This is a genomic window from Halosolutus sp. YCN4, from assembly GCF_059736495.1.
In genome coordinates, this window is sequence record NZ_JCASSM010000001.1 from 1,080,653 (window position 1) to 1,098,820 (window position 18,168).

General features: G+C 65.7%; 17 protein-coding genes. 11 read left to right on the top strand and 6 right to left on the bottom strand.

The genetic code is table 11. The features are described from left to right. Window positions 1–161: 161 nt before the first annotated feature. From AC6I6X_RS05335 to AC6I6X_RS05370, 8 genes are all read left to right on the top strand, one after another. The gene (locus AC6I6X_RS05335) at window positions 162–3,116 is read left to right on the top strand and encodes a PAS domain S-box protein (RefSeq protein WP_497929458.1); all 2,955 of its coding nucleotides are present in this window, start codon (window positions 162–164) and stop codon (window positions 3,114–3,116) included. A 350-nt stretch (window positions 3,117–3,466) separates the two neighbouring features. Next, window positions 3,467–3,745 carry a hypothetical protein gene (locus tag AC6I6X_RS05340; RefSeq protein WP_497929459.1) on the top strand — a complete coding sequence of 93 codons (279 nt, stop codon included), beginning with the start codon at window positions 3,467–3,469 and terminating at the stop codon, window positions 3,743–3,745. An 89-nt stretch (window positions 3,746–3,834) separates the two neighbouring features. Next, window positions 3,835–4,668 carry a phosphoenolpyruvate hydrolase family protein gene (locus AC6I6X_RS05345; protein ID WP_497929460.1) on the top strand — a complete coding sequence of 278 codons (834 nt, stop codon included), beginning with the start codon at window positions 3,835–3,837 and terminating at the stop codon, window positions 4,666–4,668. A 2-nt stretch (window positions 4,669–4,670) separates the two neighbouring features. Beyond that, on the top strand, window positions 4,671–5,111 hold the full coding sequence (locus AC6I6X_RS05350; protein WP_497929461.1) for a cupin domain-containing protein: 441 nt from the start codon (window positions 4,671–4,673) through the stop codon (window positions 5,109–5,111). Beyond that, a complete protein-coding gene (locus AC6I6X_RS05355) occupies window positions 5,108–6,343 on the top strand; it encodes a Tm-1-like ATP-binding domain-containing protein (RefSeq protein WP_497929462.1) in 1,236 nt (411 codons plus the stop codon). The genes AC6I6X_RS05350 and AC6I6X_RS05355 overlap by 4 nt, the downstream gene beginning before the upstream one ends. A gap of 117 nt (window positions 6,344–6,460) precedes the next feature. After that, a complete protein-coding gene (locus AC6I6X_RS05360; RefSeq protein ID WP_497929463.1) occupies window positions 6,461–6,784 on the top strand; it encodes a transcription factor S in 324 nt (107 codons plus the stop codon). Between the two features lie 84 nt (window positions 6,785–6,868). Further along, window positions 6,869–8,221: a DNA polymerase Y family protein gene (locus AC6I6X_RS05365; RefSeq protein WP_497929464.1), complete on the top strand. Its 1,353-nt coding sequence runs from the start codon at window positions 6,869–6,871 to the stop codon at window positions 8,219–8,221. Between the two features lie 161 nt (window positions 8,222–8,382). After that, window positions 8,383–9,645 carry a J domain-containing protein gene (locus AC6I6X_RS05370; protein ID WP_497929465.1) on the top strand — a complete coding sequence of 421 codons (1,263 nt, stop codon included), beginning with the start codon at window positions 8,383–8,385 and terminating at the stop codon, window positions 9,643–9,645. Between the two features lie 4 nt (window positions 9,646–9,649). Here the strand turns inward: AC6I6X_RS05370 and AC6I6X_RS05375 are convergent, their stop codons facing one another. Continuing rightward, window positions 9,650–10,282 carry a uracil-DNA glycosylase family protein gene (locus AC6I6X_RS05375; protein WP_497929466.1) on the bottom strand — a complete coding sequence of 211 codons (633 nt, stop codon included), beginning with the start codon at window positions 10,280–10,282 and terminating at the stop codon, window positions 9,650–9,652. Window positions 10,283–10,409: 127 nt separating this feature from the next. After that, entirely contained in the window at window positions 10,410–11,114 is a 705-nt protein-coding gene (locus tag AC6I6X_RS05380; protein WP_497929467.1) for a helix-turn-helix domain-containing protein, read from the bottom strand. Window positions 11,115–11,439: 325 nt separating this feature from the next. Here AC6I6X_RS05380 and AC6I6X_RS05385 point away from each other — a divergent pair, with 325 nt between their 5' ends. Next, a complete protein-coding gene (locus AC6I6X_RS05385; RefSeq protein ID WP_497929468.1) occupies window positions 11,440–11,931 on the top strand; it encodes a metal-dependent hydrolase in 492 nt (163 codons plus the stop codon). A 35-nt stretch (window positions 11,932–11,966) separates the two neighbouring features. Here the strand turns inward: AC6I6X_RS05385 and AC6I6X_RS05390 are convergent, their stop codons facing one another. Next, on the bottom strand, window positions 11,967–12,851 hold the full coding sequence (locus AC6I6X_RS05390; protein WP_497929469.1) for a COX15/CtaA family protein: 885 nt from the start codon (window positions 12,849–12,851) through the stop codon (window positions 11,967–11,969). Between the two features lie 158 nt (window positions 12,852–13,009). On the opposite strand from AC6I6X_RS05390, the gene AC6I6X_RS05395 reads away from it, so the two are divergent. Continuing rightward, window positions 13,010–14,107 (top strand): M24 family metallopeptidase, encoded by a 1,098-nt coding sequence (locus AC6I6X_RS05395; protein ID WP_497929470.1) that lies wholly within the window; start codon window positions 13,010–13,012, stop codon window positions 14,105–14,107. Window positions 14,108–14,119: 12 nt separating this feature from the next. On the opposite strand, the gene AC6I6X_RS05400 is transcribed toward AC6I6X_RS05395, so the two are convergent. Together AC6I6X_RS05400 and AC6I6X_RS05405 are read right to left on the bottom strand one after the other, a co-directional pair. Then, window positions 14,120–14,821, bottom strand: a complete 702-nt coding sequence (locus AC6I6X_RS05400) for a helix-turn-helix domain-containing protein (RefSeq protein WP_497929471.1) — start codon at window positions 14,819–14,821, stop codon at window positions 14,120–14,122. A 56-nt stretch (window positions 14,822–14,877) separates the two neighbouring features. Next, window positions 14,878–15,960 (bottom strand): glutamate--cysteine ligase, encoded by a 1,083-nt coding sequence (locus tag AC6I6X_RS05405; protein WP_497929472.1) that lies wholly within the window; start codon window positions 15,958–15,960, stop codon window positions 14,878–14,880. Window positions 15,961–16,146: 186 nt separating this feature from the next. Between AC6I6X_RS05405 and AC6I6X_RS05410 the strand changes: the two genes are divergently transcribed. After that, window positions 16,147–16,341, top strand: a complete 195-nt coding sequence (locus AC6I6X_RS05410; protein WP_265111831.1) for a cold-shock protein — start codon at window positions 16,147–16,149, stop codon at window positions 16,339–16,341. A gap of 146 nt (window positions 16,342–16,487) precedes the next feature. On the opposite strand, the gene AC6I6X_RS05415 is transcribed toward AC6I6X_RS05410, so the two are convergent. Continuing rightward, window positions 16,488–18,071, bottom strand: a complete 1,584-nt coding sequence (locus tag AC6I6X_RS05415) for a fatty acid--CoA ligase (RefSeq protein WP_497929473.1) — start codon at window positions 18,069–18,071, stop codon at window positions 16,488–16,490. Between the last annotated feature and the right edge of the window lie 97 nt (window positions 18,072–18,168).

Consider the following 18,168-nt stretch of genomic DNA (forward strand, 5'->3'; position numbering starts at 1 on the left):
GGGTGATTAGGGTGTTTGCAGAAAACGGCCGAACCACCGGTGTGTTGCTTCGGTTTCGATGAAGTACAGTATAGTTGGATATATTTATTGTGTTTTTATTTGAGTGAAAATATGCCTTCCAACGCGGGAGGCTAATATCGACGGCACCGATAAAGCGTGTAATGAGTTCTCACTCGTTGAGCGAGGTACTTCGAGAAACCCTCAGAATTTTCGACGGAGATGGAACTCCACGAACGACATCCGAAGTAGCAGAAGACCTCGACCTCGGGCGTCGCAGTACCTACGAACGTCTGGCGCGCCTCGTCGACCACGACCGCCTCGAAACCAAGAAGGTCGGTGCGAACGGCCGCATCTGGTGGCAGCCAGTACGGGATCGAACGGACGACCGGTCTTCACCACCCCGAGACTGCACAGGCACTGAAACGTCACTGCTGAAGAACGTGCTCGACAGCGCCGAAATCGGCGCATTTCTCCTCGACGAGAACTTCGAGGTGGCGTGGATCAACGATACGACCGAACAGTTTTTCGGGATCGACAGCCACGCCGTCGTCGGTCGGGACAAACGACGGCTCGTTTCGGAGTGTATCTCCGTTCGTATCGACGAGGGAGAGCGCTTCAAAGAGACGGCGCTGGCGACCTACGACGACAATACGTACACTGAGCAGTTCGAGTGCCGTGTGACGGCCGGGGAGAACCGCGAAGAGCGCTGGCTCCAACACCGTAGCACGCCGATCGAGTTGGGTCCGTACGCAGGAGGGCGGATCGAACTCTACTTCGACGTCACCGAGCGTTGGCGCGCTCAAAAAGATCTCGCCCGGAGTGAACGAAAGTTCCGTGCCGTCTTCGAGGAGGCGTTCGATGCGATGCTGATCGCCGACGACGACGCGGCATACGTCGACGTCAACCCGGCCGCCGCCGAACTATTCGATCTTCCGCGGGCGGAGTTGCTCGGCCGATCGATCGACGAATTTGCCGCCGAGGACTACGACTTTGAGCGGGCCTGGCACGAGTTCCAAGAGTCGGACCAGGATCGCGGTCTGTTCCCGCTCGTCCGGTCCGACGGGGAACGACGCACCGTGGAATTCGCGGCGACACCGAACGTTCTCCCCGGCCGTCACCTCTCGGTTATCCGTGACGTCACGGAGCGCGAGGAGCGAGAGCGCGAACTCCGGGCGACGAAGGAACACCTCGAAGCGGTCATCGAAGCGACGCCGAACGGGATCGTCGTGTTAGACGAAAACGGTATCGTCGAGGGGTGGAATCCGGGTGCGGAACGGATCTTCGGCTGGACCGAAGACGAGGTACTCGGGGATCCCATCCCGGTGGTCCCGGAAGCGAAGCGATCCGCGTTCGAAGAGCGGCTGGAGGCGGTGAACGAGGGGGAGACGTTCCACGAACTCGAAGTACAGCGACGGACGAAAGCGGGGGATTCGGTCGACGTAAGCATCTCGACGGCCCCGATTCACGACACCGACAGGAGAAGCGTCGGCACGGTCGCGGTCATTCACGACATCACCGAACGCAAGGAGCGCGAACGCCGCTATGACGCCATCTTCAACCAGACCTATCAGTTCACCGGTCTTCTAGAACCAGATGGCACGCTCGTCGAGGCCAACGTGTCTGCCCTGGACTTCGGCGGGGTCGACCGAGCGGCGGTCGTGGGGAAGAAGCTGTGGAACGCGTACTGGTTCCAGCACGGCGAGGCAGCCGAACGCGCCCGTAAGGCAGTCGAACGCGCCCGCGACGGCGAGTTCGTCCGCCAAGAGATCGAAGTACGGGGCGCCAATCGTACCGCTGTTATCGATTTCTCTGTCCGTCCGGTGACCGACAGTCACGGAGAGATCACGCACCTCGTCCCGGAAGGACGCAACATCACCGACCGCGTAGAGGCCGAACGGGAACTGGAACGTAACCGGGAGCAATTGGCCGCACTCAATGACATCAACAACATCGTCCACGACATCACGGCCGCGGTCATTAACCAATCTACACGCGAGGAGATCGAGCAGACCGTCTGCGAGGCCCTCGCCGACTTGCCCTCCTACGAACTCGCGTGGATCGGCGACGTCGGCGCCGATTCGCGGACGATAAACGTCAGAACGCTGTCCGGCGAGGATTGCAACCTCGACGAGCGTACTTTCTCGATCGATTCAGAGGACGGTAAAGGGGCGACGAGCGCCGCTTTCCGAACGCGGTCGACGCAGATCGTGAACCGTATCGACACCGATTCGGAACCCAAACCGAGGTGTAGCCACGACGAAACTCTCGACGTCCGTTCAGCGGCCGCGATCCCGCTCGTACACGACGGAACGATGTACGGTGTGTTGAACGTGTGCGCAGCCCGGCCGTCCGCGTTCGAGGGAGAGATCTCGACTGTGATCGGTCAGCTTGGACCGCTCGTCGGTCACGCTATCGCCGCCACCAAACGCAAACGAGCACTGATAAGCGATGAGATCGTCGAACTAGAGTTTTGGATCCCGAATATCCTCACATCGATAGGGGTTACTGCGGCAGGCGACGGACGGATCTCCATCAATAACGTCGTTGCGACCAGCGACGGGGCGTACCTCGTTTACGGCAACGCGACACCGGACGCCCGTGAAACGCTTGATGCTCTTATCGACCAGCACTCGGACTGGGACTCACTGACCGTTTTCGCCGAGGAACGTTCCGTCGCCAGTTTCGAGGCAAGAGTCACCGAACTCCCGCTACATTCCGCAGTGGCCGCACAGAGCGGCTCGATCGAGGAGATACTGTTCGAAGATGGCAACCTCCGTCTGCGACTCCACCTCACACCGCACGTAAACGCACGATCTATCACCGAGACGGTCCGCAGCGCGTATCCGACCGCCCAGCTGCTCGCCAAGCGGCAGTTCCCCCGTCCCCAACGATCGGCGACCGACGTTCACCGGACACTCGCCGAAAAACTCACCGATCGCCAGGAGGCAGTCCTCGAAGTCGCCTATCATCGGGGTTACTTCGAGTGGCCGCGGGCCGCGTCCGGCGAGGACCTCGCCGCCTCTCTGGATATCGCGCCAGCGACGTTCTCTCAGCACATTCGGAATGCCGAAAACAAGGTGTTCGAATCGATCTTCTCAACCCCTACTCCAACCTAACGGTCGCCAGGAGACAGCGGGATACGTCTTACCAAGTGTTTTCTTGGGACTGGCTCTCGTTGATACATTACCGCGAGGCAGAGCAAACTCGGTCAGTCGGATGGTTCAGTCGACTAGGATGTTGTGTTATATAATTGAATTGATGGGAGTTATGCGTTCAATGGTCAGGTCGACTGATCGGCTGGTTCATCAGCTACGGCGCCAAACAACCGAAGCAATCGTGCTACACTCATCCTCTATACGGGTGTCGGCCAGTTATTCCGGAGAGTCCATCCGATCCGTTCGTCGACGGGGAAGAACGACCCTGATCGTCCCGGCACTAGTAGTTCACGGCGGCCGTATACCAGCATATGGCAACACGCATTCCACTCACCGACTGGGAAACGGTGCGTGACGAACTGCGCCGGTTCGGCGAGACCGGCGACGTGACCGCCGAAGACGATCGGATTCTGCTCGACTTCGGATCCGCACGCGTCGAGGTGACGCGAAACGGACGCGTTAGCACGGGGATGCCGCTCCACGAGTTCGAGCAGGACGAGGCGGTCGACCTCGTGGTGGACCACGACGCGGGAGCGCTCACGATCGACGCCGACGACGTGACCTACACGTTCAGACGACCTGGCGGGTAACGGCACCGAAGCGGTCGTGTCGATCCTTACGTGACAACACGACTACAGGAACGTTGAATAGACAGGGGATGGTCGGCATACGGTATCGTATGTCATTCACACGCGAAGAATCGCTGACGCGGCTACGCGAGACCGTATCGAGCGGAGAGCCGATCGTCGGCGCCGGTGCGGGGACGGGAATGTCGGCGAAGTTCGCCGAGCGCGGCGGCGTCGACCTGCTGATCATCTACAATTCGGGACGCTACCGAATGAACGGCCGGGGCTCGCTGGCCGGCCTGCTCCCGTACGGCGACGCAAACGAGATCGTCCTCGACATGGGCCGGCAGGTGTTGCCGGTCGTGGAGGACACGCCCGTTCTCGCGGGCGTCAACGGAACCGATCCGTTCCGCCAGATGGACGTCTTCATCGAGGACCTCAAACGACGCGGATTCTCGGGCGTCCAGAACTTCCCGACGGTCGGACTCATCGACGAGGACAGTCAGTTCCGGCAGAACATCGAGGAGACGGGCATGGGCTACGACAAGGAGGTCGACATGATCCGGGAGGCGTCCGAACAGGGTATGCTCACGTGCCCGTACGTCTTCAGCGAGGATCAGGCCCGCGAGATGGCCGACGCCGGGGCCGACATGATCGTGTCGCACATGGGGCTGACGACCTCGGGGGACATCGGTGCCGAAACCGCGCTCGATCTGGAGACGGCCGCCGAACGGGTGCAGGCTCATCACGACGCGGCCACGGACGTCGACGACGACGTCCTGGTCATCTGTCACGGCGGTCCGATCGCGTGGCCGGACGACGCCGAGTACGTCCTGAACAACACGGAGGGCGTCGTGGGCTTCTTCGGCGCGTCCAGCCTCGAACGACTGCCGACCGAGGAGGCGATCGAGAACCAGGCCCGCGAATTCAAATCGATCGAGTTCTGACCATGTCGGAGACACCGTACTTCGTCGAACCGGACGACGTCGAGAGCCAGGTGTTCGACTGGGGCGTCCTCAAGTGGCTGAGCACGCCCGAGGTCACCGGTGGCGATCGCTTCAGCGCGGGGGTCGTGAAACTCGAACCGGGCAAAGGCCACGAACGACACACCCACCCCGAGAGCGACGAGATTCTCTACGTCCTCCGGGGAACGGGCGAGCAGGAGGTCGCGGACGAGACGCGCGAGATCACGGCGGGCGAGATGGTGTTCGTCCCGGAAGGGGTCGAACACGGCACCGTCAACACCGGCTGGGAACCGTTGCTCCTCCTGGCCGTGTACGCGCCGCCCGGGCCGGAAAACGTGCTGGCCGACCTTCCGGAGTGTGAGATCGTCCCGGCAGGGGAGTTGCCGACAGCAGAATACGTCGGGGAGGGGGAGTCCGATCCATGAGCGTCGTCATCGTCGGCACGCTGGACACGAAAGCCGAGGAGATCGGCTTCGCCAGGGACGTCGTCGAAGCCCAGGGCGTGGACGTCCACGTCGTCGACACCGGCGTCGTGGGCGAACCGGGGTTCGAGCCGGAGACGTCCGCGAGCGACGTTGCCGAGGCGGCCGGGACGACGCTCGAGGACCTGCGAGACGAGGCCGATCGCGGCGAAGCGATGGAAGCGATGGGCAACGGGGCAGCCGAAATCGCCCAGCGGTTACACGACCAGGGAGTCCTCGACGGCGTCCTCGGACTCGGCGGGTCGGGCAACACCTCGATCGCGACGACGGCGATGCGGGCGCTGCCGATCGGCGTTCCGAAGCTCATGGTGTCGACGATGGCGTCCGGCGATACGGAGCCCTACGTCGGCTCCCGGGACGTCATGATGCTGTACTCGGTCGCGGATATCGAGGGATTGAATCAGCTCTCGCGGCAGGTCATCGCCAACGCCGCCCTCGCGATGGTCGGGATGGTCGCGAACGAACCCGACGTCGAGGTCGACGACCGACCGACGATCGGCATCACGATGTTCGGCGTCACGACGCCCTGCGTGCAGACGGCCCGCGAGAGACTCGAGGAGATGGGCTACGAGACGATCGTCTTCCACGCGACCGGCACGGGCGGTCACGCGATGGAGTCGCTCGTCGAGGAGGGCGTCATCGACGGCGTGCTGGACGTCACGACGACCGAGTGGGCCGACGAACTGGTCGGCGGCGTGCTCAACGCCGGCCCGGACCGCCTCAACGCGGCCGGGAGGGAAGGCGTCCCGCAGGTCGTCTCGACGGGCGCGCTCGACATGGTCAACTTCGGACCGCGCGAGTCGGTGCCCGAGGAGTTCGAGGGACGGCAGTTCCACGTTCACAACCCGCAGGTGACGCTCATGCGGACGACGCCCGAAGAGAACGCCGAACTCGGGGAGATCATCGCGGGAAAACTCAACGCAGCGACCGGTCCGACCGCGCTCGTACTCCCGCTCGGAGGCGTCTCGGCGATCGACGTCGAGGGCGAAGCGTTCCACGATCCCGACGCGGACGCTGCGCTGTTCGATGCGCTGCGGTCGTCGCTCGACGACGACGTCGAACTCGTCCAGTCGGAGACCGACATCAACGACGAGGCGTTCGCAGAGACGCTCGCGGAAACGCTCGACGAGTACATGCGGGACGCCGGGCGGGGCCCCGCGAGTGACCGCCGGTAGCCGTCGATATCGAACCAGGTCGTCGTCGATCGCATAGCCGTCGTGCGATCGGTGGACGCCGACTGTCGGTGCCCGTCCAGTGGAGTCTTTTTGCAGGACGAGGACGTACCCCCGGGCATGCAGTTCTGCGACGACTGCGGATCCATGATGAAAGCGGAGGGCGATCGCATGGTCTGTACGAACTGCGGCGCGTCGACGCCGCGGGACCGCGATCGCGAGGACGAGTTCGTCTCGACGGAGTCTCAGACCGACGACGACGTGATCGAGTCCTCGGAGGACGCGAACTTCGAGGGGAAACCGAAAGCGACGGACGTGATCTGTGACGAGTGTGGGACCCAGGAGGCGTGGTACACCCTCAAGCAGACGGCGTCCGCCGACGAACCGCCGACGCGCTTTTTCAAGTGTACCGAGTGTGGCCACCGCTGGCGCGGCTACAACTGACGCCCGTCCGGTCGTTCCCGAGCGGCGCGTCGATCGCGGGGGCGCAACGTTCACAACGATTCGGCCGAACCGATCGGACAACGAATGGGCGACGGGCCGCGACTGCCGGGCGTCGAGGCGGACGACGACGAGGAGCGGATCGTCTGTCACGTCGATGCGGACTGTTTCTACGCGGCCTGCGAGCGGCTTCGCGAGCCCGAACTGCGGGACGAACCGGTCGTCGTCGGCATGGGGTACGAACCCGGGGAGACGATCGGAGCGGTCGCGACCGCGAGCTACGAGGCCCGCGAGTTCGGCGTCGAGAGCGCGCAGGCCATCTCGACGGCGCTGGAGCGCCTGCCCCGGCGTGCTGCCCTGGATCCCGACGCCGAGGACCACGACCCCGACCTCACCCGCGAGGAGACCGGCTACTACCGGCCCGTCGACATGGACTACTACGAGTCGATCGCGACGGCGGTACAGGACATCCTCCACGACTGTGCCGACGTGGTTCGGGAGGTAAGCATCGACGAGGCCTACCTCGACGTCACCGAGCGGACGGCGTGGGAGGTCGCGGACGGGTTCGCCCGCCACGTCAAAGACCGGATCCGCCGGGAGGTCGGCGTCGTCGTCAGCGTCGGCGTCGCACCCACGATGAGCGCGGCCAAGATCGCCAGCGACTTCGACAAGCCGGACGGCCTCACGGTCGTCGAACCCGGCGAACTCCGCGAGTTCCTCGCGCCCCTCGAGGTCGACCTGCTCCACGGCGTCGGCCCCGTCACGGCCCGCGAACTGCGGGAGATGGGCCTCGAGACGGCTGGCGACGTCGCGGCCGCCGATCCCGACCCGCTCGTCGATCGGTTCGGGGAGCGGGGCCGGGAACTCTACGATCGGGCCCGCGGCGAGGACGACCGGCGGGTCGAACCGAAGGGCGATCCGAAGAGTTTCTCGCGGGAGTCGGCCTTCGCCGAACCGGTCTCGGAACCCGAGCCGAAGTACGACCTGATAGAGACGCTCGCGGCGGCCGTCGCCGATCGAGCCCGACGTGAGGGCGCGCTCTACCGAACGATCGGCGTCAAGGCGGTCACGCCGCCGTACGACGTCAACACGCGCGAGCGATCGCTTCCCGGCCCGGTCGACGAACCGGCCCTCGTCGATCGGATCGCGCGGGACCTCTTCGCGGAGTTCGAGGACGAACCGGTCCGCAAACTGGGCGTTCGGGTGGCGAACCTCGAGTTCACCGGTTCCGACCAGGCCCGTCTCGACGGCTGGGACGGGGCCGCGGCCGACGGGATCGACGAGAGGGGTGGAGACGACCCGACCGAATCCGGCTTGGAGGCGGACGACAGGCCGGGAACGGATGATGGAGCGGAGATGAACGACGGATCGGGAACGGACGGCTCCGATGGAACCAGGAACCTGCCTGCTGGACAGTCGTCGCTGACTGACTTTTCGTGAGGCCATGTGGTGTCCGCGCCGCTACAGGTCGCGGATCGATCGGCCGCCGACGGCCGAAATACCCAATTACCTCCGGCACGCAGTTCAACCGAATCGAAATCCAGCGGACATATAACCCCGCGTGAAGAACGTACGATACGACACCCGCCCCCGACTCTCACATGACTGAGGACTTCTACGACCTTCTCGAGATCCCCTCCGACGCCTCCCAGAACGAGATCAAGGAGGCCTACCGCGAGAAAGTTCGCGCCTATCATCCGGACCTGAACGACGACGACCGCGCGCAGGCACAGTTCACGGCGGTCAAGAAGGCCTACGACATCCTCGGCGATCCGGTCGAGCGACAGGCCTACGATCGACTCGGCCACGAGGACTACGTCGCGAAGCGAACGAGCGGCCTGCCCTCGCCCAACGTCTGGCGGAGCGAGACCGACGCGTCCGGGACGTCGTCGACCGGCGCTACAGAGGCGACTGCGACGACGGGTTCCTCGACCGAAACGACGGGATCGAATCGCACCCGGTCGCGGACTGCGAGCGGTGCGAGCGCCAGTACTGCCACGGGTTCCGCGACCGGCAGTGCCGGGGCGTCGGCGACCGGGTCACCCGGCGACGCATCCACGTCGGGAGCCACCGGGGGTGCGACGGGGAACGCGACCGCGACGAACGGCGGGACGGCGACCGGAGGTCGCGGTGTGGGATCGACCCACGGAACCGCCGGCGAAACCGGGTCGAACGCCGGCCGCTTCGCCGACAACGCACTCGTCCGGTGGTGGCACCGCCAGAACTTCGCCTGGCCCCTGATCTGGCTCTCCGTGCTCACCTACGTCGTCGGTCTCGGTCACTACGGGCGTGAGAACGCCGACCCGCTGCGCCTGCTGTGGGCCGACCTGACGGCGATCGGTGCCGACCCGGCCGCCCTCTGGGACGCGGTCACGACCCAGCGGTACGGGATCCAGCCACCGATCGAGTTCGTCACGGGGGTCGAACTCGTGACGCCGCCGCTGCCCCCGACCCAGTGGTACGGGGTGCTCGCCGGCGTTGTCGTCGCCGCGCTCGCGATCGTCGGACTGTCCCGGGCGGTCTGGCGACGGGATACGTGGGGGCCGGTCACGATCGACGAGACGATCGTCGTCGCGGTCGCAATCGGCGCGTCGACGACGCTGCTCGGCGGCCCCTTACTCGCTGGCGCGACGCTCATGCCGGTGCTGTTCGGCGTGATCGTCTACCGGACCCGACAGCTCCCCGGCTGGTCGCCGTCGTACGGCTACGTGCTGGCAGTCCTGGCACCGGCGATCGGGTTCGCCCTGGGAAGGGGCGAGATCCAGTCGCTGCCGGCGGAGTTCGCCGCGTTCGTGCTCGTCCCGCTGATCGGTGCGCTGGGACTGACGCTCCGGGCATCGATCAGGAAACGGTTCGGCCGCTGATCGTCTAACCGACCATCGTCGCGACGCCTTTCGTCTGTCTGTAATCCCGTCCGAGGATCGCCTCGAGTCGCGAGACGAGGCGATCCCGATCGCTGTTCACCCAATCCGTCGGCTCCATGATCGGGACGACCATGAACCCGCGGCCGCGGATCTCGGTGCCGTGTAGCGAAGCCATGTCCAGTTCCAGTCGCCCGCGTTGCGTGGTGTACTCCCGGAGCACGTGATCGGTCGCCTGCTCGCCGACGGAGAGGAGGACGTGCGCGTTGATCGCCCGCAGTTCGGCGTCGAAGTACGGTTCGCAGTCGGCGTACTCCGTCTCGGTCGGCCGACGGCCGTCCGGCAGGCAACACATGTGAATGTAACTCCAGAAGCAGTTCTCCAGTTCGGGGCGCGAAGACGGACCGCTCGCGAAACCCACCTCGCGACAGACGTCCTGGACGGCCCATCCCGACTCGTTCGCCGTGAACGGCACGCCGGTCAACGCGCCGCCGTGGACCCCCGGGTGATCGCCGATCACGTGGAAGTCCGCGTTGGCGTCACCGTAGCCGAAGACCGCGGTTCGATCGCCGGGGTCGCTCCGATCGAACGGTGGTCGCATGCCGAACGGATTGCTGATCCTGTCGGTGACGTTTTGCACGGTCGTGGGAAAGTTGTCGCGACCTATAACCGCCGCGGTCGCGGTCAGCGGGCGGTCACGGTCGCCGTCAGCGGGGACGGTCACGGCCGAAGTTGGCGGGCCGCTACGTCACGGTCACCGGTGGCAGTTACTCCTCGCCGGCGTCCGGATCGGGACCGATGTGGGCGACGTCGCGCGGGGACGGTTCCGGATCGACCCGCAACGTGGATTCGACGAGCGTGGCGAGGCCACGACGCAGTCGTTGCGAAACCGCGGAATCGGAGATGTCGAACCGATCGGCGAGTTCGACGAGCGTCGTCTTCCGCGGGACCTCGAAGTAGCCCGCCTCGTACGCGCCGAGGACGAGTTCGCGCTGTGGGGCAGTGAGTCCGAACCGGCGGTTGCCGTCCGGACTGACCGACTCGTGTAACTGGATCAGCTCGATCGAGATGCCCTGATCGAGACACCGCGAGTAGAACGCGGAGAGTTCCTCGGCGGATGGAAATCGGAGACGGAAGGTCCAGCTATCGACGGTGCCGGCGGCACTGGTCACGAGCGCGTTGCTCTCCCGGATCGACTGGAGCACGCCGTTGACCCTGTCCGTCCACGTCACTTTCACGAGGACGTGCGCGTCGGTCTCGTCGACGACCACCGCGTCGGCGACGTTCGGATCGCTCTCGAGCGCCTCGACGAGCGACTCCGTGGCGCCGACCGGGACCCAGAAGTAGGGGACGGCGACATCGCTCGCGGGCACCGTCGTCTCCACCGTCACCGTCGCGTCGCTCGCCACGTCGAACAGCGACCTGAGTGGGAACTCGTCGGACGGCACCTCGATCGTCGCGATAACGCTCATTGCCGATTCTCCCTCTCGATTCCGTTCCCGCGCGGCTGCACAGCCGTTGCGATCGGTACGGCACCCGACGGCCGTCGGACTGGGCCACGTCGCACACGACGAAACATTGGAGGCTAGCGAACTATTCCGTCGTACTTACAAGAATCGGGCGGTTGGATATCGAAGCCATTTATGAACGACGGGCGACCCGGCGAGCCTGCCTCTTGTGCCGGCCTCCCCGCCGTTCGACAGGGGCGCCGGTCGGCCGAAACCCCCGGTTGACCCCCCGGGTCGGCCGGCAACGGGACGGTAGTTTTATACGTCGGTACCCGGTTTCGCGTCACGTATGTATCAGGTCGGTCACTACGGTGCTGCCCTGTTCGCCTACGCGCCCGTGGGTGCCGCCGTCGCCGTCGCCGGCTACGAACCGGCCGCGATCGTCGGCGCCCTGGTCTGTGTCTCCCTGTCGACGGTTCCCGACCTGGATCACCGGATCCCGCTGATCGACCATCGTGGTCCCACGCACACGGTGCTGTTCGCCGTGCTCGTCGGGTTCGGACTGGCCGCCGCGACGTCGGTACTGGTGGCGTCGTCGTCACCGATCGTCGACGCCGGATTCGTCGGCTTCGCGTTCCTCGTCGGCGTTCTCTCGATCGGTTCGCACATCCTCGCCGACGCGCTGACGCCGATGGGAGTCCGACCGTTCTGGCCGGTCTCGCGCCGCCGGTACTCCTTCGACGTGGTGCGGGCCGGGAACCCGATCGCGAACTACGCACTGTTCGGACTCGGCGTCGGGGCCGTGCTCGTCGCGGCGACGGTCATCAGTCTCGCCGGCTGAGCGCGGCGAAACGGACGGGTCGATCGGCGTCGGTGCTACGGCGACAGGGCGGTCGGCGATCGATCCCCGACGGCCCGACTTCGCCAGATGCCGACGACGAAGACCACGGCGAGGGAGAACACGGTGACGAGGTAGAGCCCGTCGAGCGCGGGGCTGAACGTCATCACGGATCGGCGTCCGAGGTAGGCGATCACGTACGCCAGGACGATCGAACCGCTCAAGAGACCGATCAGCCGACCGTCCTCGAGTCGCCACCGGCCGACCATCGTGGCGACGATGACCGACGCGAGCAACGTGAGGGTCACGCCGTACTGTACCAGCTGGATCGTCGGCGTGTACTCCGTCACCAGGCCGAGATCGATCGGGCTGAGCGCGACGTGGAGGGGTAACGCGACGAGTCCGAGCCCGAGCGCACCGGTGACGTGCGTTGCGGTCAGCGACGATTTCCAGACGAGGACGGTCGCGACGACGTACGTCGAGAAGATCAGGACGGCCGTCCAGAAGTGCAACGACAGGATCTCCATCTGGTACTGGAGGACGGTCTCGCGGCCGAGGTACACCTGGATCGGCGTCAGCATCATCCCGAGGACGACCAGCGACGCGACGCGACGGTCGACGGTCGGCGAGCGCCACGCGGCGAGGGCCGAGCCGATGATCGCGAAGCCGGCGAACATTGCGACGAAGCGGTGGATCCACTCGTAGAAACTCGGGATCGTGGCTGGGAGCAGGTTGAACGGGCCGCCGTCACACTGGGGCCAGTTCGCCTCACAGGCCAGTCCCGACCCGGTCGCCTTCGCCGCGATTCCGAGGAGGATCGTCGCCGCGACCAGCACGAGCGTCGTCGCGAGCAGATGGGGAAAGCCGAACCGGGCGATCAGCGATCGAACCGTGGGACGAGAGGTACGATTGTCGGTCGACACGGGCGTTCTGGCGTGGGATTAGGGCCTGCCGTACTTAGGTTCCCCGAGTCGTTCTTACCGCGCAGGAATTGGCAGCTGGACCACGCGGAACGGACAGTCACCGCGGGCGACGACTCGGTGTTCGTCGGATTCAAGGGTCGGCCACGCCAGCATCCCGCATGAGCAAACGCGAGCGACTCGCGGCGTATCTCGACAGCCAGGATCTCGACTCGGTCTGGTTCGCGCGGCCGAACTCGTTTGCGTGGCTGACGGGCGGGAGCAACGTCGTCGATCGGGAGACCGACGCCGGCGTCGCGGCCGTCGGCTACGACGGCGAGGACCTTCGCGTCGTGACGAACAACATCGAGGCCGATCGGATCGCAGCCGAGGAACTGCCGGACCTCGACGATCCCACGGTCGAACGGTTCTCGTGGCACGCCTCGTCGCTCGGCGAGGCGATCGCCGCGCGCGTCGGGGCCGACGAGCGGGCGGCGGCGGACGTCGACGTTCCCGGACTCGATCGGGTCGATCCGTCGACGCTGCGCCAGCCGCTGACGGAGCGCGATCGGGACCGGTACCGCGACCTCGGGCAGGAGACGGCCGCCGCCGTCGAGTCGGTCTGCCGGGAACTGCGCGCCGAGGACACCGAACACGAGGTCGCGTCGGCCCTGCGGGTCGCGCTCTCGGCCCGGGGCATCGAGGCCCCCGTTGTGCTCGTCGGCGGTGAGGAACGTGCCCAGCAGTACCGCCACTACACGCCGACCGACGCCGAACTGGGCGGCTACTGTCTCGTCTCCGTCACCGCCGAACGCGCCGGCCTGCACGCCAGTTGCACCCGGACCGTCGCGTTCGATCCGCCGTCGTGGCTGGAGGATCGACACGCGACCGCCGCCCGGGTCGAGACGACGGCGCTCGCGGCGACCAGGGACGTCGCAGCGGCCGGCGGCACCGCCGGTGACGTCTTCGAGGCGATCCAGAACGCCTACGATGCACTCGGCTACGCGGGCGAGTGGGAGAACCACCACCAGGGCGGGGCCGCCGGCTTCGCCGGCCGAGAGTGGATCGCGACACCGGGCCACGACGCCGCGGTCGAGACGCCGATGGCGTACGCCTGGAACCCGACGGTCGAGGGTGCGAAAAGCGAGGATACCGCGCTCGTGACCGCCGACGGGATCGACGTGCTGACGACGACGGGTAACTGGCCCACCACGACGGCCCGCGCCGTCGATCGGGACGTCGAACTCGAACGGCCTGCAGTGCTCGGACTGGACGACTAGGAAGTCGGAGTATCAGTTATCGCTATCGGCGTCGGGTTCGTCGGCGGCCGACTCCCCGGAGTCGATGGTCTCCATCTCCTCGGAGTCCTCGTCGCCGTCGTACTCGACCGTCTCGACGCCCGCGTCCGACGCGCGGTCGCGATCGCTCCCGTCGTCCTCGTCGCCACTATCGATCGTCGGTGCCGTGTCGTCGACCGTGATCGTCACCGGTTCGACCGACTCCTCGATCGGCGGTTCGGCGTCCTCGTCGCGGTCGATGACCCGATCGAGCGTGAAGATGGTGTTCAGTTCCTGCTGGACCTGGTCGACGACGCCGCCGACGAGGTCGCTGGGCTGGATCGCCCTGTACTCGTAGGGGTTGTTCCCCGCGCCCTCGCTCGCCCGCTTCTCGCGGCGGACCCGTTCCTCGTCGTGCAGTTCCGCGAGCGCTTCGCGGACGGTACTCGGGTAGAGACCCGTCCCCTTGGCCACCTCCTCGGACGTACTGCCGGGATTTGCCAGCAGGTGGACGTAGATCTTGGCCCGCGTCTCGGTGTCCAGGATCCACGACAGCAGGTCGACGATCCGTTGATCGACCTCCTCGATCGCCTGGGTCCGGACGCCCTCGCCCTCCTCACCGGACTCGTCCGCGTCGATCCCCGCGGCGGACCGATCGTCGAGACCGTCCCCGTCCCCCTCGTCCAGTCGGTCCTCGTCGGTATCGTCTGGAACCATGTGACCTCTCGTGAGGGACAAAGTTTCGTGCGGAGTTAAACCTTTGCGGGGCGTACTCACGACGACCGCAAGAACAGCGATTCGCACAGCGCGTCGGGGCCCTCGTCGGCGAGCAGGCGGCGCTGTCGACTCGCCCCGCTCTCGCGCTCGTAGACGCGTTTGATCCCGTCGATCCCCAGCCGTTCGCACTCGCGATCGACGAGTTCGCCCAGGTCGACGGTCCCCTCGAGGTCCCGATCGATGAACGACGCGTCGTGGCCGTAGCGGATCGCGCGCCACTTGTTCTCCTCGAGCAGTTCCCGTCGGTGGCGGTGGCCGCTCGTGCCGTCCTCGTAGGCTTCGGCCAGCGCCTCCACGAGCGCGTGGGCGTACTCGACGAACGCCAGCACGACGTTCGGGTCTGCCTGTCCGTCCGGCGTCCGCAACTCGACCGTTCCGTGGGCCGTGTGCGGGCGGACGTCGTACCAGAGTTCGCCCCGGTCCTCGATCGCGCCGGATTCCAGCATTCGGCGCTCGAACCGATCGAAGGCGTCGAAGTCCTCGAAGTGCGTCGGCATCCCGGTGTTGGGCAGTCCCTCGAAGATCTTCGCGCGGGCCGACTGGAGGCCGGTGTCGAATCCGTTCCAGTACGGCGAGTTCGCCGAGAGGGCGAGCATGATCGGGACGTACCAGCGCAGTTCGTTGGCGATCCAGACCGCCTTGTCCGCGTCGTCGACGCCGACGTGAACGTGGACGCCCGCGGTGGTGTTTCGGTGCTGTGGATACTGGATCCGATCGAGTTGCGATCGGTAACGGGGCTTCTCGGCGTGCTCGAGTTGCCGCCACTTCGCGAGCGGGTGGAGGCCGGCGGCGGCGATCCGGTAGCCGTGGGCCTCGGCGTGATCGAGCAGCGCTTCGCGGATCTCGCGGAGCGACTCGCGGGCGTCGCCGGGGTCCTCGATCAGGGGGGTCTGGGTCTCGATGACGAACTTGAAGAGTTCGTGATCGAGTCTCCCGTCCAGAATTTCGGGCGGGTCGTGCTCGTAGACGAGGTCGTCGGTCCCGCTCGTGGGGCGACCGCGCTCGTCGACGACGAAACACTCCTCTTCGATCCCCAGCGTGCCCATCCGCGTGAACGAATCCCGCGAGCCGCGTTCCATCGTGGGGGGCTTTCGGCCCCGACAGTAAATACGGTTTGGAGTCGGATCGATCGGCCGCGATCGGTGCCCAGGGCGGGTAACGGCTCCACCGACCGAGTCTCGGGAGCCGGTATCGTCGCGTGGCCCGGTCGTGGTACCACGACCCTCGCAAGGGTTATCCGTGGAACGTCCGTACATTTGTTCGTAATGGCAAACGGTAACGTTGATTTCTTCAACGACACAGGCGGCTACGGTTTCATTTCGACGGACGACGCGGACGAAGACGTGTTCTTCCACATGGAGGACGTCGGCGGACCGGACCTCGAAGAAGGCACCGAGATCGAATTCGACATCGAACAGGCCCCCAAGGGTCCACGCGCGACGAACGTCGTCCGCAACTAATATCTACTGCTGACCGTCGCCGCGCGGCGACGCCGTACGTTAGATCCCATTTTTGAGAACGTCACCCACCGAGCCACTGGCACCGACGCCGGGCGTTCCGAGAGGCTCCGCGCCGAAGATCGAGGTACACCAGCCCCGAGTATCGATCAGGACGTGATCGACTCGGCCTCGGGATCGACGGCCGCCTCGTCCTCGCGGAGTTTGAACTTCTGTATCTTACCGCTGGGGTTCTTCGGCAGGTCGTCGACGAAGTAGTACCGCCGCGGGCGCTTGAAGTCTGCCAGGTCGTCGCTCTCGATCGCGAACGCGTCCAGTTCGCCCGCGGAGACGTCCTCGTCGGCGACGACGTACGCGACGACGGCCTCGCCCCACTTCTCGTCCGGTTCGCCGAGAACCGCGGCCTCTTCGACGCCGTCGTGGGAGAACAGCACGTCCTCGACCTCCGCCGGGTAGACGTTCTCGCCCCCGGAGACGATCATGTCGTCCTTCCGATCGACGACGTAGAGGTAGCCGTCCGCGTCGCGGTAGCCCAGGTCGCCGGTGTAGTACCACGTCTTGCCGTCTGCCTCCCGGAGCGATCGATCGGTCGCCTCCGGTCGGTTCCAGTACTCGCGCATCGTACACGGGCCGGCGATCAGGATCTCGCCGATCTCGCCCCGTTCGACCTCCCGGTCTGGGTCCGCGTCGGATTCGACGACCCGGACGGCGTGGTTGAGCGCGGGGAGGCCCGCACAGCCCTGCTTCGAGAGCTGATCCTCCGGGCGCTGGAAGACGCCGGCGGGCCCGATCTCGGTCATGCCGTAGGCCTGGAGGTAGTCCTCACAGAGGTGCTTCCGGCAGTTCTCGAGCACCTGTGCCGGCATCGGGGCCGCGCCGTACAGCCCCAGCCGGAGCGAGGAGACGTCGACGTCCATCTCGGCGGCGGTCAGCGACAGTCCGTTCCAGGCCGTCGGCGCGGCGAACAGGAGCGTCACGTCGTGGGTTTCGATCGCCTCGAGGGCGGCCTGCGGATCGAACTCGTGGTGGATGACGGTCGTCGCGCCGCGGTGAACCCGCGGAAACAGACAGCAGTGCAGTTCAGCGCAGTGGTACAGCGGCATGACCGAGAGGCCGACGTCGTCCCGCGTGACGTTCATCTCGGCGATACACAGCAGGTTGTGGTCCACCATGTCCCGGTGTTCGTGGACCACGCCCTTCGGGCGCCCCGTAGTTCCCGAGGTGTAGATGAACGCGTAGACGTCGTCCTCGTCGACGACCACCGGCGGCGACTCCGGGCGCCCCGACTCGAGGAGGTCGTCGAACGCGAGCGCGTACTCGGGCGGGTCGTCGAGCGAAACGTACGTCTCGACGGTCTCGAGGGCCGGACGGGCACCCTCGACCGCCTCGCGCGTCTCCGGTTCGAAGATCAGCATCTCGGCCTCGGCATCGTTGACGATGTACTCGATCTCGCCGGCCGGAAGCCGGAAGTTGAGCGGCGTGAACACGGCGCCGATCTTCGCACACGCGTACACCGAGAGCGCCATCTCAGAGCCGTTGTGCAGGACGGTCGCGACCCGATCGCCCTTCTCGATGCCCGCATCTAGCATCGCGTTCGCCAGCCGATTTACCCGTTCGTCGAACTCCGCGTAGGTCCAGCGCTGATCCTTTCGCGGGTAGACGATCGCGTCCCGGTCGGGATACCGATCGACCGTCTGTTCCAGCGTGTCCCCCAGAGTGGCATACGTTGACATGCGTCGAAGAAATTCGACGAAGACCTACATATCGTTACTCGATAGTTACAGCCCGATCGATAGTGAAATGTGCTTGCAGCGGGGACCCAGATCGTCG